18 protein-coding genes are annotated in these 16,635 nt (G+C 42.6%); all 18 read left to right on the top strand.

Annotated features, from left to right (window positions below; translation table 11 throughout):
- Positions 1–435 precede the first annotated feature (435 nt).
- The 18 genes from Q7V32_RS03015 (at position 436) to Q7V32_RS03100 (ending at position 16,634) form a co-directional block, all read left to right on the top strand.
- Positions 436–669 (top strand): hypothetical protein, encoded by a 234-nt coding sequence (locus tag Q7V32_RS03015; RefSeq protein WP_370691407.1) that lies wholly within the window; start codon positions 436–438, stop codon positions 667–669.
- Between the two features lie 23 nt (positions 670–692).
- Positions 693–2,045 carry a flippase gene (locus tag Q7V32_RS03020; RefSeq protein WP_304895508.1) on the top strand — a complete coding sequence of 451 codons (1,353 nt, stop codon included), beginning with the start codon at positions 693–695 and terminating at the stop codon, positions 2,043–2,045.
- Position 2,046: 1 nt separating this feature from the next.
- A complete protein-coding gene (locus tag Q7V32_RS03025; protein WP_304895509.1) occupies positions 2,047–2,730 on the top strand; it encodes an FkbM family methyltransferase in 684 nt (227 codons plus the stop codon).
- Positions 2,714–3,634: a glycosyltransferase gene (locus Q7V32_RS03030; RefSeq protein WP_304895510.1), complete on the top strand. Its 921-nt coding sequence runs from the start codon at positions 2,714–2,716 to the stop codon at positions 3,632–3,634. Before Q7V32_RS03025 ends, Q7V32_RS03030 begins: the two co-directional genes overlap by 17 nt.
- Entirely contained in the window at positions 3,634–4,476 is an 843-nt protein-coding gene (locus Q7V32_RS03035; RefSeq protein ID WP_304895511.1) for a bifunctional 2-polyprenyl-6-hydroxyphenol methylase/3-demethylubiquinol 3-O-methyltransferase UbiG, read from the top strand. Before Q7V32_RS03030 ends, Q7V32_RS03035 begins: the two co-directional genes overlap by 1 nt.
- Complete coding sequence (locus tag Q7V32_RS03040; RefSeq protein WP_304895512.1) at positions 4,473–5,741, top strand: glycosyltransferase; 1,269 nt, start codon at positions 4,473–4,475, stop codon at positions 5,739–5,741. The genes Q7V32_RS03035 and Q7V32_RS03040 overlap by 4 nt, the downstream gene beginning before the upstream one ends.
- Positions 5,738–6,496 (top strand): glycosyltransferase family 2 protein, encoded by a 759-nt coding sequence (locus tag Q7V32_RS03045; RefSeq protein ID WP_304895513.1) that lies wholly within the window; start codon positions 5,738–5,740, stop codon positions 6,494–6,496. The genes Q7V32_RS03040 and Q7V32_RS03045 overlap by 4 nt, the downstream gene beginning before the upstream one ends.
- A 316-nt stretch (positions 6,497–6,812) precedes the next feature.
- A complete protein-coding gene (locus tag Q7V32_RS03050; protein WP_304895514.1) occupies positions 6,813–7,013 on the top strand; it encodes a hypothetical protein in 201 nt (66 codons plus the stop codon).
- A gap of 112 nt (positions 7,014–7,125) precedes the next feature.
- Complete coding sequence (locus Q7V32_RS03055; RefSeq protein ID WP_304895515.1) at positions 7,126–7,482, top strand: HipA N-terminal domain-containing protein; 357 nt, start codon at positions 7,126–7,128, stop codon at positions 7,480–7,482.
- On the top strand, positions 7,483–7,692 hold the full coding sequence (locus tag Q7V32_RS03060; RefSeq protein ID WP_304895560.1) for a HipA domain-containing protein: 210 nt from the start codon (positions 7,483–7,485) through the stop codon (positions 7,690–7,692).
- A gap of 43 nt (positions 7,693–7,735) precedes the next feature.
- Complete coding sequence (locus Q7V32_RS03065; protein WP_304895561.1) at positions 7,736–8,191, top strand: HipA domain-containing protein; 456 nt, start codon at positions 7,736–7,738, stop codon at positions 8,189–8,191.
- A gap of 80 nt (positions 8,192–8,271) precedes the next feature.
- Complete coding sequence (locus tag Q7V32_RS03070; protein ID WP_304895516.1) at positions 8,272–8,403, top strand: hypothetical protein; 132 nt, start codon at positions 8,272–8,274, stop codon at positions 8,401–8,403.
- A 213-nt stretch (positions 8,404–8,616) separates the two neighbouring features.
- Complete coding sequence (locus tag Q7V32_RS03075; protein ID WP_304895517.1) at positions 8,617–9,585, top strand: NAD-dependent epimerase/dehydratase family protein; 969 nt, start codon at positions 8,617–8,619, stop codon at positions 9,583–9,585.
- 309 nt (positions 9,586–9,894) lie between these two features.
- Positions 9,895–10,917 (top strand): glycosyltransferase family 4 protein, encoded by a 1,023-nt coding sequence (locus Q7V32_RS03080; protein WP_304895518.1) that lies wholly within the window; start codon positions 9,895–9,897, stop codon positions 10,915–10,917.
- Between the two features lie 55 nt (positions 10,918–10,972).
- The gene (locus tag Q7V32_RS03085; protein WP_304895519.1) at positions 10,973–12,529 is read left to right on the top strand and encodes an ATP-binding protein; all 1,557 of its coding nucleotides are present in this window, start codon (positions 10,973–10,975) and stop codon (positions 12,527–12,529) included.
- Positions 12,530–12,647: 118 nt separating this feature from the next.
- Complete coding sequence (locus Q7V32_RS03090; RefSeq protein WP_304895520.1) at positions 12,648–14,636, top strand: nucleoside-diphosphate sugar epimerase/dehydratase; 1,989 nt, start codon at positions 12,648–12,650, stop codon at positions 14,634–14,636.
- 499 nt (positions 14,637–15,135) lie between these two features.
- Complete coding sequence (locus Q7V32_RS03095) at positions 15,136–16,056, top strand: LysR family transcriptional regulator (protein ID WP_304895521.1); 921 nt, start codon at positions 15,136–15,138, stop codon at positions 16,054–16,056.
- Entirely contained in the window at positions 16,044–16,634 is a 591-nt protein-coding gene (locus Q7V32_RS03100; protein WP_304895522.1) for a bifunctional 2-polyprenyl-6-hydroxyphenol methylase/3-demethylubiquinol 3-O-methyltransferase UbiG, read from the top strand. The genes Q7V32_RS03095 and Q7V32_RS03100 overlap by 13 nt, the downstream gene beginning before the upstream one ends.
- Position 16,635 lies beyond the last annotated feature (1 nt).

A 16,635-nucleotide genomic window follows, 5' to 3' on the forward strand; every position in this document is an offset into this window, starting at 1 on the left:
GGCATGAGAATTAACTGTCAGAGCAAACCATTAGAGGAATAACCGACAGACTTGTGGACGCGTCCTGCGGACCGGTCCGAGCAGAGCCGTGTGGATAAGTCATGGACAGCCTCCCTGCTGACCACAACTTATCCACACTCTTGGACCTCGCGACCACAAAGTCCGCCGGTTCAATAACAGGTTAAAGTGATTGATCTTAAAGACAGTTAATTCGAAAAAAAGCCAATATAGGCTTGAGGGGTTGGTTTGGCTTATTGACTACGGCAGGCTAATGAGTGACCCCTAGTTCCTCATAGTTCGATGGCAAGAGCTGACAATCAATGACTCTGTCTCCTTTGAATTGATGGATAACCGGTTTATATTCTGCTTGATGAGGTTAACAGTAACGGCTGCATTGTTTATAGTGAACTAATTGAAATAACTGGAAAATATTTAATGCATTTAATGAACCTGACCCATTTTTCTAGCGTGCAGGGGGTCATGAAAAGTATCAAGGCTAAAGGTATTGAGATCATAATCTATGAGCCCGTAATAAAAGAAGATGGTTTCTTTGATTCACGAATATGTCGTGATCTGCATGAATTCAAGAACAAGGCGGATGAGATTGTAGCCAACATAATGACCCCTGAAATTCAGGATGTTGCAGCCAAGGTATATACCCGTGACTAGTTTGGTTTAGATTGGAGCTTTGAATGATTGAATCACTCAAAAATCTTTTTTTGAATTGGAGTGGCTTGGCAAAGCATCGACCAAATCTCTACATGGCAATTACAAATATGGGGTGGTTGGTATCTGAAAAAGTTTTGAGAATTCTATTAGGGCTGGTGACTTTTGTGTTTATGGCAAGACACCTTGGCCCGAGTGATTTTGGCATTTTTAACTATGCCCTTGCTTTTTTAGCCCTATTTTCCAGCATAGCTACTGTTGGGTTGAATGGCCCAGTTGTGAGAGATATTGTTAAGGAGCCCAATGAAGTTAATCTGATCATGGGTACGTCGCTTGTACTGCAACTAATTGGTGGGCTGGTTGCTTTTTGTTTGCTTCTTGCAACTATTTTGATTGTTAGACCATTTGACAGTATTAGTTTTTGGGTGGTCTCAATAATAGGTATTGCTTGTCTATTCAAATTTTCGGAGGTCAGCAAATATTGGTTTGAGGCTAGAGTCCAGTCAAAGTATGTCGTAATTGTTGAGGCAGCTGTTTTTTTTGTTTTTACCTGCATTAAATTAGCGCTGATCTATTCCGGACTCAGTTTGATTTACTTTGCATGGGTGTCCGTGGTTGAAGCTTTGGCTTTAGCCTTGCTTGTACTCATTATTTATCAATTTAAGACCGACAATCTATTTAAATTACGATTTTCATTTGTCTGGGCCAAAAAATTATTACAAGAAAGTTGGCCCCTGATTTTGTCTGGCTTGACCGTCATTCTCTACATGAGAATTGACCAGATCATGATCGCACAAATGATGAGTGATGAATCTGTAGGTATATATTCTGCAGCGGTTAGGATAAGTGAAGCGTGGTATTTTATTCCACTGGCAATTGTCTCTTCGGTCTTTCCGTCCATTATCAGATTTAAGGGGGAGGGCCAGGAAAAGTACTATGTTCAGCTTCAAAAGTTGTTTAGCCTAATGGTGCTGATTTCCATTTTAGTTGCGATCCCTATGTCGCTTATTTCAAATTGGTTGATTTTGACAATGTACGGTCAGGAGTTTGGTGAAGCTGGTTATGTATTGGCATTACATGTATGGGCCGGTATTTTTGTTAGTCTTGGAGTCTCAAGTGGTAAATGGTATTTGAATGAAAACCTCACAAGGCTGATGTTCTACAGGACACTATGTGGGGCAGTAATCAATATCACAATGAATTATTTTCTAATACCTTTCTATGGAATTATAGGGGCAACGTATGCAACTTTAATAAGTTATATTTTTGTTGCGTTCTTATTTGATATTTTCAATCCAAAAACAAGAAAAATTTTCTGGATGAAAGTTGATTCATTTTTCTTCAAAGGACTTAAGCCTAATCAATTCTTCCTTAAATAAAATGATCCAATCACTAAAAAACTTAACCAGGAATTTTCTCGGGCTATGGTGGCAGTCTACTTGTTCGCAAGAGGGTGAAGATCTGGTGCTTGCCAAAATTTTTAATGCCAGAAAATCCGGGTTTTATGTAGATGTCGGTGCGCATCATCCAATGCGTTTTTCTAATACCTACAAATTTTACAAAAGAGGTTGGCGTGGCATAAATATAGAGCCAAATCCAGAAGTTATTGGTTTATTTAAAAAGTTTAGATCCAGAGATATCAATCTTAATATTGGAATCGGCAAGAAGCCTTCAACGCTCCTCTACTATATGTTTAACGAGTCAGCGTTGAATACTTTTGATGAGGCATTGGCGCAAAAAAGGCTTGAGTCTATTCAATATCGTCTGAAGGAAACCAGACATGTCCCAATTGAAAGATTGGATCAGGTACTTGCGAGATATAAAAACGAATTTACCCAGATAGATTTTATGACTATTGATGTCGAGGGTTTGGATTTTGAAGTACTGAAATCTAATGATTGGGTAGCATATAGGCCAAATTGGGTATTAGTAGAACAACTTGGGTTGAGTGACTTATCCAATATGGATTTTGAAATCCATCATTTCATGAAAGAAAAAGGATACGTGTTGTTCGCAAAGACGTTTAACACTCTCTTTTACAAAAATAATGACAAATCAATATAGTCCCATTGCCTTATTCGTTTACAACCGGCCTAGACACACCCTTAAAACGGTAGAGGCTTTGCTCAAGAACCCAGAGGCTTCGAGTTCTGAATTATTCATTTTCTCAGACGCAGCAAAGCATGAAGGTGATCGATCGGCAGTCAATGAGGTTAGGGCGTTCATACACCAGATAACCGGGTTTAAGACTATCACGATTATAGAGCGCGAGAAAAACTGGGGTCTCGCAAACTCAATCATAGACGGTGTGACAGCGATATGTGATAAGTATGGTAGGGTCATTGTACTTGAAGATGACCTGATTTTTAGTGAGCATTTTCTTGGCTACATGAACTCAGCACTGAATAAGTATGAGGATAATCAACTGGTTTGGCATATAAGTGGGTGGAATTACCCCATTGATCCATCTGGGCTTGGGGATGCATTTTTCTGGAAAACAATGAATTGCTGGGGTTGGGCTACATGGGCAAATAGATGGAATAAATTCTCCAAAAAACCTGATGAGATGATCAGAGGCTGGTCGCCGCAAAAAATCAATGCATTCAACCTGGATGCGACGTATAACTTTTGGCGTCAAGTAAAGTTGAATCGTAAAGGTAAGATAAATACTTGGGCAGTTTTCTGGTATGCGACGATTTTTTCGCATGGTGGTTTATGTCTTAATCCTACATCTTCATATGTCATGAATATAGGGCATGATGGCACAGGCGAAAATTGCCGAAATTCTGATCATTTTTCGATGTATCAGTTCATTAATGAAAAACAAGATATAGTCTTGCCTGACTTAGTTAAAGTCTCTGATGATGCTGTATGTCGTATAAAAATCTTTTTGGATAAATACGCAAGGCAAAGTCAAGCTTTATATTGGCTAAGAAAAATTCAAATGGTCAGTGAGATTTATTTTTGATGGAAACGATTGATATTTGGGGCGAAAAAATTCCTCTTTCAGTCCTATCGCAGTATGAGATCGATTACCTAGCGACATTCTCTAAAAATATTCCTGACGTCCATTGGATTTGGTCGGAAATGGATCGTGTATGGAATGATCTCAAACTAGATAATACCAAGCCCCTATCTGATCAGCGGATAGCTGATTATTATGGTCATCCAATATGGATAGTTAATGGATTATTCACAAAATTTGATAAGGTCTCTAAAGGCCATAGACTTGCAATTGCTAAATTTCTTGAAAAGCAAGGAGTAGTTAACATTGCGGATTATGGTGGCGGGTTTGGTGAAATGGCTATTACACTTAGTGAAGTCTTGCCAAATGCTGATATTTCAATAATAGAGCCATATCCGTCCAAGTTGGGTATTTACCGACTCGAGAATTTTACAAGGGTTAGACAAGTTCAAGAGATAACCAATAATTCATATGATGCGGTAATTGCACAGGACGTGCTTGAGCATGTTGAAGATCCAGTATTACTTGCGTTTCAGTTAACCGAAACAGTTAAAAAAAGTGGAATAATTGTTTTTGCTAACTGCTTTTATCCGTATATCAATTGTCACCTTCCATCCACATTTCATTTAAGACATACATTTTCATTTGTGTCTAAAAATCTGGGTCTGAAATATCTTGGTGTTATTAAAGGGGCATATCACGCTCAGGTTTATAGGAAAGTTGCTGAACCAAATCTTGATCGTGTCCGTGCAGCAGAGAATATTTCCCGCAAAGTTGGCGGAATGGTTAATTTGCCATTGAGTACTTTGATATCTAAGGTTAAAAGAAGAATATTCGTCAGATGAAAATTGGTATTGTCAACAAGCACCACAAAAAAGGTGGTGCAGCTATTGCTGCTGATCGTTTGTTTGAGGCTTTGCTCTCAGATGGCGTTACCGTATATAAATACATAGATTCCGGTGAAATTGATAATCCAAATATAAAAAAAAGACTATTTGGTGTGCGTTTTTCTGAGTTCATTTCATTCATTAGAAACTCGATTGGTACAGGGTTTGCTAAGATGGTCAAGCGTAACGATTCAACAACTCTTTCACCCGCAGTGATTCCTTCTTGCTGGCCAGATGTCCTGAATGACTCAGATATGGATGTCATTAATCTTCATTGGATTAATGGCGAAATGATGTCAATAAAAGATATATCTCGAATTACTAAGCCTTTGGTTTGGACCATGCATGATATGTGGCTAGTATCTGGGGCAAGTCACTACTTTGATGAAAAGGAGCTAGAACTAAATTCTAGTGACGGCCGTGCATCCAATAAGCAATTCGATTTAGAAATGTGGACGTTGAGCAGAAAACTTAAATTATGGAAAAAGCCGATTCATATTGTATCCCCAAGTAATTGGTTGGCAAGATGCGTAAAAAAATCTAAATTGACATCTAATTGGCCAGTAAGTGTAATTCATAATCCGATTGATATTAATTTCTGGAAGCCTTTGTCTAAATCGAGATGTAGACAGCATTTAGGGTTGTCAGCTGACGAAGATGTTTTAATGTTTGGAGCCGTGGGTGGCGGCAAAGACCCCAGGAAAGGCTTTGATCTACTAATTGATGCTATAGAGAGGCTACATCAAAACTACAGTGCTATTAAGAATTTGACGGTAGTGGTTGTTGGGCAAGTAAAGCCAACTAAGGATGTTCATTGGCAGATACCGACAATATTTACAGGGCACCTATCTTCCCAGGATGAATTAAGAGATTTTTACAATGCCGCTGATCTTTTAGTAATCCCTTCTAGGCAAGATAATCTCCCTAATACAGGGCTTGAAGCGATTGCATGTGGCGTACCCGTTGTTGCTTTTGATATTGGGGGCTTGTCAGACATTGTTGTTCACAAAAAAACTGGTTACCTAGCAAGCGCATTTGACTGCAGCGATTTGGCGGCTGGCATAGTTTGGGTTTTAGAACAAAAAAAACTTAACAACGAGTCAGTTAGTAGAGAATCAGAAGTGGAATCAATTAACATCAATTGCAGGATTTATGCGGAGGAAAATTTTTCTTACCAAGTGATTGCTGAAAAGTATAAAGCTTTATATAGAAGCCTATTATGACGCATGGCTATCCAACAATCTCAATTATTACAGTCTGCTACAACAGTGAAGAAACCATTGCGGATACGATAGCTTCAGTTGCATCTCAGCAATACAGTGACTACGAACATATCATTGTAGATGGTGCCTCCTCAGATGGCACCCTGGATATCGTAAAAAATGCACGGAGTGTAACCCGGTATGTCTCAGAGCGAGATGAAGGGATTTACGATGCTATGAACAAGGGTATTTCTATGGCTACAGGGAATGTGATAGGAATATTAAATGCCGATGACGTTTATGCTAATGCTGAAATATTACAACGAATATCGCTAAAGATGGAGCGAGATAGCCTCGATGTGTTATACGGCGATGTCGTTTTTTTTTCGCCTTATAAGCCGAATGTTATCAAACGTCGCTTCAGTTCAGGGCAATTCTCACCTTCAAAAATTGCCTGGGGTTGGATGCCGGCACATCCGTCACTTTTTATCAGACGATCATTATTCGAACAATATGGCTTTTATAAAACCGATTTTAAAATAGCTGGTGATTTCGAGTTTGTAGCCAGAATATTTAAGGGAGGTAACTTGCGCTATGGTTATTTACCGGAAGTGATGGTTAAAATGCGCACCGGGGGAATTAGCACGGGAGGATGGCGTAATACAATTCTGCTAAACCAGGAGGTGTTGCGAGCTTGTCGTGAAAATGGAATAAGTACTAATTGGTTAAAAATTATTTCAAAGTATCCATTCAAATTATTTGAATATTTACGCTAGTTTACAGGAGTGGCTAAGCAAATTAACTGTGCTCGCGGTTTGATTTAGTCCAAAAGGGGTAGTCAATTAGAACTTCCTGGTACTACATGTAGTATTTTTGGATTTGACTTAGAATGGTTGAAATCCAGTCTGCATGTGCTGTATGAAATATTCAGACCGTTATCAGCAATCACAATATATTGTGGTAGGAGGCGCTAATTGACTACCCCGTTAGTCCAATATATTTTACAAATTATAATTAATTAATATGTAAAACATTTTAGTCATTACGATTGAGTATGGATATTGTTGAGCTCGGACAACAGATAAGAAAATTATGAAGTCAACAGGGCATTTCTCAGCAGCAAATTGCTGCGAATTTGGGAATGTCTCGGGCAACTTTAATGCGCTAGAAAAAGGGCGGTCTGGCGATGTAGGTGTACGGAAAGTACTGAGTATTTTGGATTATCTGGGTTATGAGTTGACGTTGCGAGAAAAGTCCCCTTTTCCGACTCTGGAGGAGTTAACCGGAGAATGAGGGCTTGCGTGTTAATATGCAAAATCAGCCTGCCGGGTTTTTGGTAAAAGAAAAGGCGGAGTTTATTTTTAATTACGCCGATGTGGATAGTGATTAATTTATATCCTTGACTATGCCGGTCCGGACTAAAAGTTATGCGTATTCTCGGTTACATCCCCTATTTGAGATGCATTTACCTGAAGGTTATTTGCTATCAATCATCAAAAAACACTTCGCCAAGTTAACGGCTACAGACGATTTCGGCTTGTTGCGTTTGTTGTCGCCATCGATAAGGGGCAGAGTTCATTACCTTGCGGATTCATCTGTTTTGACTACGCCATTACATCTAGAAGAGCTGCTGCATAGTCAACAGGACGGCCTGTTTGACGAACTGGTTAGCCGATTTGCTTTGCAAAGTGCCTTGAGTGGCGTTCAGCCCAAGGTTTTGGTCAAGGTGGTTGATAAAGCCTCATTAGAATTGAATGATTAAATTGTTAAAGCTTGGGGAGCGGATTATCCACAGTTGGCCTTAAATGAGTATTTTTGGATGCAAGTGTTAAAGCATGCCGGTGTCGATGTGCCGGTGTTTTATTTGTCTGATGATGATGCGTTGTTTGTGATGAAACGCTTTGATTCGACCGATCGAGGTGAGTCTATCGGTTTCGAGGATATGTGTGTTATAGGACAAACAGCGAGATGATAAATATGTTGGCAGTTATGAACAAATCGCCAAAACAATCAAACTGTTTTGCAGTCCCGTTAACAAGATGCGTTCGTTGCAGCAGTTTTTTAAAATGGTGGTGTTAAATAATTGTTTGCAAAATGGTGATGCGCATTTGAAAAATTTCGGCCTGCTCTATGATGATTTGAGCGCTATTCGCTTGGCTCCAGCCTATGATGTGGTGCGCACCAAGGTATATATAAAACAGGATATTGCTGCTCTGACTTTGTTGGGGAGTAAAAGATGGTGGGAACAGGCTTATTTGCTGCGTTTTGCTGTCGTGAGTTGTGGTCTGACAGCTAAAATTGCACATCGATTGCTTGAGGAGTGCCGAGTTGCTTTAGGCGAGGTGCGGGAATTAGTCAATCGGCGCTTGCTTGATGAGTCGGTAGCGAAAAAGCGAGAGGTGCTTGAGCATTTGTCGGTGCTGATGGGGCAGGCGTTGTCTGCAAACCCGATAAGTTATGCATTTTGCTAACCGTCCGTCCCCCTCTTTGAAAAAGAGGGGCTGGGGAGATTTTTTGTATAAATCCCCCTCGATTCCCCATTTTTAAGGCTATGTTGGCGTTAATAGTTGGTGTCGCCCCGGCACGGATTGCCGGGGTCCAGAAGCCATGGATGGCGTTGGACTTTCACTTCCTTGTGACTTGGTTTCCTGCAATCCATGCCGGAATGACGGCGTTGACGTAGTTTTAACTACCAAAGCGAACATAGCCTTTTTTAAAGGGGGAAGAAGCCTAAATTAACGGTATTGCCCAGTAGGGTCAATGCCTAACTTAGGTGGTTTATTCGCGGGCATGGCCTGCTCCTACAAAAAAATACGCTTAACTTAACGGCATTTGCTGTAGGGCCCGATTAGTTGGGTAGTACAAATAAACTGATTGGGTCGTGACATGGAGTTTTATGAAAAAGAGTTGCTTGGTAACCGGGGCTAGTGGTTTTATTGGTGAAAGACTTGCTTGGCATTTATCGCAAAAAGGCTTTAAGGTCAGAGTTTTAAATCGGCGAGTGAAAAGCGATAAAATTGATTCATATCGAATCGATTTGGTTGAGGATAACGTTCCATCAAATCTATGTGCCGATATTGACACAATATTTCATCTGGCCGGGAAAGCTCACGCTTTAACGGAAACTCACCAAGACGAAGCCGAATATTTCCAAGTTAACACCGAAGGTACTCGCAAGTTGTTGGAATCGGCCAAGCGGGAGGGCGTTCAGCGTTTTATTTTTTTCAGCAGCGTCAAGGCTGTAGGAAGCAGTTTAAATCAGCCAATGCATGAAACGGTAACAGAACCAGCTGATGAACCTTACGGCCAATCTAAATATGAAGCAGAACAGCTCGTTTTACATGGCGGCTATGTGCCACACTCGGTCGTTATTCGCCCCTGTTTGGTGTATGGCAATACGGAAAAAGGTAATCTGCCTCGCATGATTAATGCTATCCGGAGTGGTTACTTTCCTCCCTTTCCGGAGGTGCATAACAAACGTTCGATGGTTCATGTTGAGGATGTGGTGCAAGCGGCATTATTGACAGCTGAAAATCCTAAAGCTGCAGGCCAGATTTATATTGTTTCAGATGGCCGCACCTATTCAACCCGAGAAATGTATGATTGGATTTGTGAGGCTTTAGGTAAACCACCTTCGTCATTTAATGTGCCGATGGTTTTACTGCAAGCTCTGGCTAAGCTTGGAGATGGGTTAGGTCGATTGCGCGGTCGCCGATTTTTTTTTGACACTGATGCGCTGAACAAATTAATCGGCTCGGCTTGGTATTCATCGGCAAAAATTGAGCGTGAATTAGGTTTTCGATCTATACATGATTTGCAGGGATCCTTACCCGGGATTGTCAGATATCTTGAGAGAAACAGGTGACAGTTAAATATTTTGTAGGGTGCGCATTGTGTCCCTTCTGTAAGACTATGTTTGTGTTAATAACTGGCGTCGCCTCGGCGTGGACTGCAGGGACGCGGAGGACATCAATGACGAAGGGGCTTTCACGTCCGTGTGGCCTGGATTCCGGCAGTCCCTGCCGGGATGACGCTTTCGATATTTTTTCAACTACCAATGCGAACATAGCCTTTTGTAATCGCTTTGTGGTCGTTAAGGCCAGGAAATGGTTCGCAAAGCGCACTCCAAAGCGGCAACAACCGAGTGCACGTCGGATTGGGGTATAAGGACTTTATGTTAGTTATGCCGGCGATGTGCCTGTTCGTTTTTGCGGCAAGTTACTATTTGACCGGCTGGATCAGGCGTTATGCCTTGAATAAAAGCGTGTTGGATGTACCGAATGCTCGTAGTTCACATGCGACGCCGACGCCGAGAGGCGGAGGCTTGTCGGTTGTGTTGGTTTTTTTATCAGCGATTGGCGGGCTGTCTTTTTTTGATTCAATTGCGATCGAATCCGTTTATGTTGCCGGAATGATTCTGTCCGGTGCCTTAGTGGCGGCCATCGGTTTTTGGGACGATCATGTTTCGATTTCTGCGAAATGGCGGTTTTTGGTGCATTTCATCGCGTCGGCTGGTGTGTTATTGATTTTCCCTGAATTACCCGAGATACAATTTTTCACGATAAGTTTATCCGGCAAGTCATTGTTGTTTGCTTTTTATACCTTCATGCTTGTTTGGCTGTTGAATCTTTATAACTTCATGGATGGCATCGATGGCATTGCCGGAGTTGAAGTAATTACGACAGCGGCATCGGCTTCTTTGCTTTTAGTGTTGCAAAGTCAAAACGATTGGGCTTTAGTGATGATATTGCTGGCCTTGTCCGTTGCCGGCTTTCTGGTTTGGAATTGGCCGCCGGCTAAGATTTTTATGGGCGATGCCTGCAGCGGTTTTTTAGGTTTTACATTAGGTTTACTGGCTTTGACGACATCGATTACCGGTGCCTTGAATGTTTGGAGTTGGTGGATTCTGTTGTCGGTTTTCATCGTCGATGCAACGGTTACGTTGCTGCGGCGTATTGCTATGGGCGAAGTGTGGCACGAAGCGCATCGCAGTCATGCCTATCAAATACTTTCCAGACGTTTGATGTCGCATAAAAAAGTAACGCAAGGCGTGCTAATGATCAATGTCTTTTGGTTGTTGCCTTGGGCTTATCTGACGGCGAAATTACCAACATGGGCGCCCTTAATTTGTGTTATTGCGATGGCGCCATTGTTTGTTGCGGCCTTGATGATTGGTGCCGGAACGACGAATGATTAGAAAAGATTACGTTAATGTTGCAGGAAAATGTTTTAATTGAATATTCCTTAACCCAATGACACGCAAAAAACTACCCATCGGCATACAAACCTTCCGCGAGATCCGCGAGGACGATTGTTACTACGTCGACAAGACAGCGTTTGCGCTTAAGTTGGCCACGGAAGGTAAATATTATTTTCTGTCGCGACCGAGACGTTTCGGGAAATCATTGTTTCTTGACACGCTGGCCGAACTGTTTGCCGGCAACGAAGTGTTGTTTAAAGGGCTTTATTGCCATGATAAATGGGATTGGACTAAGCAATATCCGCTGATTCGGATTAGTTTTGGCGGTGGCTTGATAAAAAGTGAAACTAGCTTAGAGGAAAAACTGGAAGAAATTTTTCGTATAAATTCCGAACGTTTGCTCATAAGCTGCGACTACGCATATTCGGACCGACGATTTTTTGCTCAAATGATACAAAGAGCCAGCGAAAAATTCGGCCAGCGTGTCGTCATCTTAATAGACGAATACGACAAGCCGATACTCGACAACATCACAAACCCGGATATTGCGAGACAGATGCTTGATGGCTTGCGTAACTTCTATTCAGTGATCAAGGATTGTGATGCGTTTATCCGCTTTGCGTTTTTGACCGGCGTATCCAAATTCAGCAAAGTCAGTCTATTTTCGGGATTGAATAATCTCGAGGATATTACCGTCAATGCCGCTTATTCGGCTATTTGCGGGTATAGCGAAACCGATGTCGATACGGTGTTTGCGGCGGAAGTTGAAGGTTTGGACCGCGATAAAATCAAGGACTGGTACAACGGTTATAACTGGACCGGCGAGTCGGTTTACAATCCTTTCGATTTGCTACTGCTGTTCCGCGAAAGACAATTCAAGCCGTTTTGGTTCGAGACCGGTACCCCGACGTTTTTAATCGATATTCTGACTGAACGCCTTGCCTGGTTGCCCGAGTTGGGACGGCTGGAGTCCGATGCTGAATTGCTGTCGACCTTTGATATCGACGATATGCCGACCGAGGCCTTGATGTTTCAAGCAGGATATTTAACGATCGACCGCGAAGAAAATTTAGGCGACGCTTATTTCTATCGGCTGAGGTTCCCGAACCGGGAGGTTTATCAAAGCCTTTACGGGCGCTTGTTGAGAACGTGGACGCCGGATGCGCAGGCCGAAGTCCGCAATCGCAAATCGCTGTATCGGCTATTGCAGAGTAACGATTTCGAAGGCCTTCAAAACTTATTCACGGCCTTTTACGCCGGAATTCCGCACGACTGGTACCGCAACAACCCGATCGCGCAATACGAAGGTTATTACGCCAGCGTTTTTTACAGCTACTTCGCTGCGTTGGGTTTGACCGTCACGCTCGAAGACGCGACGAACCATGGGCGGATAGACATGACGGTGCATTTCAACAGGCAGATCTATCTATTCGAATTTAAAGTCGTGGAGCTGGTGCCGGAGGGCAAGGCGCTCCGGCAATTGAAGGAAAAGAACTACGCCGAAAAATATAAAGCCGAAGGCGTTCCGATGCATTTGATCGGTGTTGAATTCAGCAAGGAAAGCCGAACGGTGATTGCTTTCGATGTTGAAACGATCATGGACTCATGAACTATCGGTACGCAAGCATTAGAATGGGAAATTTCTGTCGTTAGCAAGTTCGATTCGACGTAGAAGTGATCAGAGAGCTTGGCGATTTGGAGAATTCAGCTTTGAAAAGGTAAGAATCATGGAAAATTTAGCGCATTGGTTTTTAAGATTATCGCGTCCTAAAAAAGCGCTGATAACGATGAGTGCGGATGTGTTTTTTACGGTCTTTTCACTATGGCTGGCGTTTTCATTGCGGTTGGGCGAATTCTACGTTCCTAAGGACCGCGTTTGGATCTTTTTTTTAGTGGCCCCTTGTATTGTCATTCCGATTTTTATCCGGATGGGCTTGTATCGAGCAATAATTCGTTATATCGGGGTTAGGGCTCTGGCAACTATTACGCAAGCCGTTACGCTTTATGCTGTGATATTTGCTGCATTGGTTTTCCAATTAAGACTCGGTCTCGTTCCTAGAACTGTCCCGCCATTGAATTGGCTGCTCATGTTATTTTTTGCCTCGGGAAGTCGATTCATGGCGAGGTGGTGGTTTGGAGATTTATATGCCCGGCTTACGGCAAATACTGAACAGGAAAATACCCGAAGAAAAAATGTCATCATTTACGGTGCTGGGAGTGCCGGCGCACAGTTGGCTGCAGCATTAACCAATGGCAGAGAGTATAGGCCTGTTGCGTTTATTGATGACGACAGTAAATTGCATAAGCAAAAAATCAATGGGATAAGAATTTACCCTTTGAGTGCGCTGACCTACTTGATTGAGCGCCATAAAGCCGCTGATTTGTTATTGGCTATTCCTTCAGCGACCAGAGCCCGGAGAAGCGAAATAATCACACGCCTGGAATCTTATCCTGTTCACGTTCGAACAATGCCTGGCATGGCCGACATGGCGCAAGGTAAGGTTACATTTGACGAGCTGCAAGAAGTCGATATTGCTGATTTGTTGGGTCGGGATGCCGTAACGCCGGATCCTCAGCTGTTGATGGCTAATATTTCCGGTAAAGTGGTCATGGTAACCGGTGCCGGTGGCTCAATAGGATCTGAATTATGTCGGCAAATCATTGCTCTCAAGCCGTCCGCACTCATTTTGTTTGAAATGAACGAATTTGCGCTGTATGACCTTGAAAAGGAATTACTCTGCAGCTTAACTCGTTTAAATAAGCAGCTTCGGATAATACCGGTATTAGGTTCGGTGCTTAATCAGCAGCGGGTGGAAAAAATTTGTACGGTTTTCGGTGTTCAGACTATTTATCATGCGGCCGCCTACAAGCATGTGCCAATGGTGGAAAAGAACCCAGGCGAAGCAGTCTTAAATAATGTATTTGGTACATTAAGTCTGGCTAAGGCCGCCATTCAGTGCAAAGTGGAAACCTTTGTGCTCATCTCCACAGATAAGGCGGTAAGGCCTACCAATACCATGGGGGCGACCAAGCGTTTTGCCGAATTAATATTACAAGCGTTGAGTGTCGATCACGTCGATAAACATAAAACACGTTTTACAATGGTCAGGTTTGGCAACGTATTAGGTTCTTCAGGGTCGGTTGTGCCTTTGTTCAGAGAACAGATAGCACGTGGAGGACCGGTTACAGTCACTGATTCCAGAATAATACGTTATTTCATGACGATTCCTGAAGCCTCGCAGCTAGTGATTCAGGCCGGGGCTTTGGGGCGGGGTGGTGATGTCTTTGTGCTTGATATGGGTGAGCCGGTTCGTATCTTGGATCTTGCCAGGCGTATGATCCATTTGAGTGGTCTTACGGAAAAGAACAATATCCAGCCATCGGGTGACATCGAGATAGTGTTTACCGGATTACGGCCCGGCGAGAAGTTGTATGAGGAGTTACTAATTGGCGAGAATGTTTCTGAGACAACTCATCCCCGCATTATGCGAGCTCAGGAAGAGATTGTACCGTGGAAAATACTCAATCAAAAATTGCAGGAATTAGAGAAAGCGACTCTGTCAGATGATTACATGCAGGTTAGAAAAATCTTCAAGGAGGTTGTGTCGGGTTTTGCGCCACAATGCAGCATAGAGGATTGGATTTGGACGGAAAGCACTGGCAAACTGTCCGGGATAAAAGAGTTAAAGATTCGGAAACTAAACCAGATCAATTGAATCTCGGGCCAAAAAAAACCTCCCAATGCTTTCGAAGCAAGGGGAGGTTGAAAGATCAAGCAGAGTTTATGAGGAGGAACTGCTTGCAGGTACTACACCAGAAGGTAAAAAAACATCTCTTTGATTAAACAGACCCTGGTCAGGCGCTTAATCCGTACTTTCAAGTTTTTAATTTAGGACTTATAAATTTAATCTCGATAATACTGGTTAAATCAATTGTTTCTAGTTCGAAATGGCTGCTAAGAAAAAAAACGATCATTCAACACTTGCTGGCTACTATACAGACATATAATTTGCTTACAATAGCTCAAAAGATAAATGGATTGTTTCTTGTAATTAAATAAACCATAATGTCAATAAATTTTTATGGTTTTTGTTAACTTGAAACAGTTTAAGCTTAAAGTTTTACAATTTGTGTTCGGCTTAGAGGATAAGCCGAAATTGCATATCACACAAAATAAACATTAGCCTGACTGATCTTTAAATTTAGGAGTGGAATTTGGATAAGCTAACGAGCATGACAGTTTTCGTAAAAGTAGCAAAGGCAGGGAGTTTTGCGGGTGGTGCTCGTGATCTGGGAATTTCCAGAGCTATGGCGACAAAACATATCATGCAACTGGAAGGTCATTTAGGTACACGCTTATTCAATAGAACAACGCGTAGTCTAAGTTTGACTGAAGTGGGCGGTTCTTACTTGGAGCGTTGCCAGCAGGTGCTTGAGGAAGTCGACGAAATGGAAGCTGCGGTGACACACTTGCAGACGGAGCCCCGGGGATTGCTGAAAATAAGCGCGCCACAGGTCATTGGTGCAACGCAAATTGCTCCGGCCATCGCTGAGTTTCTTAAATTGCATCCCGATTTATCGGTAGAAATGATTTTACAGGGAAATATAGGTGATCTGATCGATGAGGGCATAGATATGGCAATACATTTAGGCGGGGTGGAAGATACCAGCATGATTGCCCGTAAACTTGCCAGTTCCCCTTTGGTGATATGCGGTTCTCCGGCTTATTTTGAAAAATACGGGGAACCAAAATCACCGGAAGATTTGGCCGAGCATAGCTGCTTGATCAATTGGGCCATACCCCCCAGAGACCAATGGCGATTTAAAGGTGCTTACGGTGACTTTATGGTTAAGGTTTCAGGGCGAATCCAGTCAAACGTGGCGGATCCTATCCGGGTAGGAGCAATTGAAGGATTAGGATTAGTCATGCTGCCCAAGTACATTGTTGGCCGCGATATTGAAAAAGGTAAATTAAAACCGGTCCTTGAAGAATATGGATTGGATCCTCTGGAGATTCATGTCATTTACCCTCATCGCAAATATTTATCCGCAAAAGTTCGGCGATTTTTGGACTTTCTTCAAGATTGGCTGCCTCATCGGATAGGTATTGAAGGCAATAGAACGTGGAGTCAATAGCAGTCAAATGGGATCGTGCCTATGCTGATAGTGATCCTGTCAATGCTCAACCTTGTGCAGTATTAGCCGAAAATAGTTACTTGTTACCGAGTCAAGGCTTGGCTTTGGATTTGGCCTGCGGACTGGGCGGAAATGCTTGTTTTCTTGCAGCGCAGGGATTGGTTACAGAGGCATGGGATTGCTCGGGTGTGGCACTGGCAAAATTAAAACAGTACGCCGGGACAAAAAAGCTTAATGTTTCTGTGCGACAATGCTTTGTAGGCGCAGAATGTTTTGTACCCTCCCGTTTTCATGTCATAGTAGTCTCAAGGTTTCTTGACCGGTCACTGTGTGATGCGATAATAGCCAGCTTAGTGCCGGGAGGTTTGCTCTTTTATCAGACGTTTACACTGACCAAGGTGAATGAGAAGGGCCCATCGAATCGAGATTTTCTGTTGGAAAATACAGAATTACTCAAGCTTTTTGCGCCGTTAGATGTGCTGTATTACAGGGATAATCAGCGTATTGGCGATGCTTCTCAAGGTCTTAGAAATGAAGCTCAATTCATAGGGCTGAAACAGCCCAAGCCTTTAGAATAAG

Source organism: Methylicorpusculum sp. (assembly GCF_030651835.1).
Taxonomy (GTDB): Bacteria; Pseudomonadota; Gammaproteobacteria; order Methylococcales; family Methylomonadaceae; genus Methylicorpusculum.

Coding starts and splice junctions, on each gene's coding strand:
- Q7V32_RS03015 (WP_370691407.1), top strand. CDS start 436: ATGCATTTAATGAACCTGACCCATTTTTCTAGCGTGCAGGGGGTCATG.
- Q7V32_RS03055 (WP_304895515.1), top strand. CDS start 7,126: ATGCCGGTCCGGACTAAAAGTTATGCGTATTCTCGGTTACATCCCCTA.
- Q7V32_RS03045 (WP_304895513.1), top strand. CDS start 5,738: ATGACGCATGGCTATCCAACAATCTCAATTATTACAGTCTGCTACAAC.
- Q7V32_RS03090 (WP_304895520.1), top strand. CDS start 12,648: ATGGAAAATTTAGCGCATTGGTTTTTAAGATTATCGCGTCCTAAAAAA.
- Q7V32_RS03040 (WP_304895512.1), top strand. CDS start 4,473: ATGAAAATTGGTATTGTCAACAAGCACCACAAAAAAGGTGGTGCAGCT.
- Q7V32_RS03030 (WP_304895510.1), top strand. CDS start 2,714: ATGACAAATCAATATAGTCCCATTGCCTTATTCGTTTACAACCGGCCT.
- Q7V32_RS03075 (WP_304895517.1), top strand. CDS start 8,617: ATGAAAAAGAGTTGCTTGGTAACCGGGGCTAGTGGTTTTATTGGTGAA.
- Q7V32_RS03070 (WP_304895516.1), top strand. CDS start 8,272: ATGTTGGCGTTAATAGTTGGTGTCGCCCCGGCACGGATTGCCGGGGTC.
- Q7V32_RS03085 (WP_304895519.1), top strand. CDS start 10,973: ATGACACGCAAAAAACTACCCATCGGCATACAAACCTTCCGCGAGATC.
- Q7V32_RS03080 (WP_304895518.1), top strand. CDS start 9,895: ATGTTAGTTATGCCGGCGATGTGCCTGTTCGTTTTTGCGGCAAGTTAC.
- Q7V32_RS03050 (WP_304895514.1), top strand. CDS start 6,813: ATGAAGTCAACAGGGCATTTCTCAGCAGCAAATTGCTGCGAATTTGGG.
- Q7V32_RS03025 (WP_304895509.1), top strand. CDS start 2,047: ATGATCCAATCACTAAAAAACTTAACCAGGAATTTTCTCGGGCTATGG.
- Q7V32_RS03020 (WP_304895508.1), top strand. CDS start 693: ATGATTGAATCACTCAAAAATCTTTTTTTGAATTGGAGTGGCTTGGCA.
- Q7V32_RS03035 (WP_304895511.1), top strand. CDS start 3,634: ATGGAAACGATTGATATTTGGGGCGAAAAAATTCCTCTTTCAGTCCTA.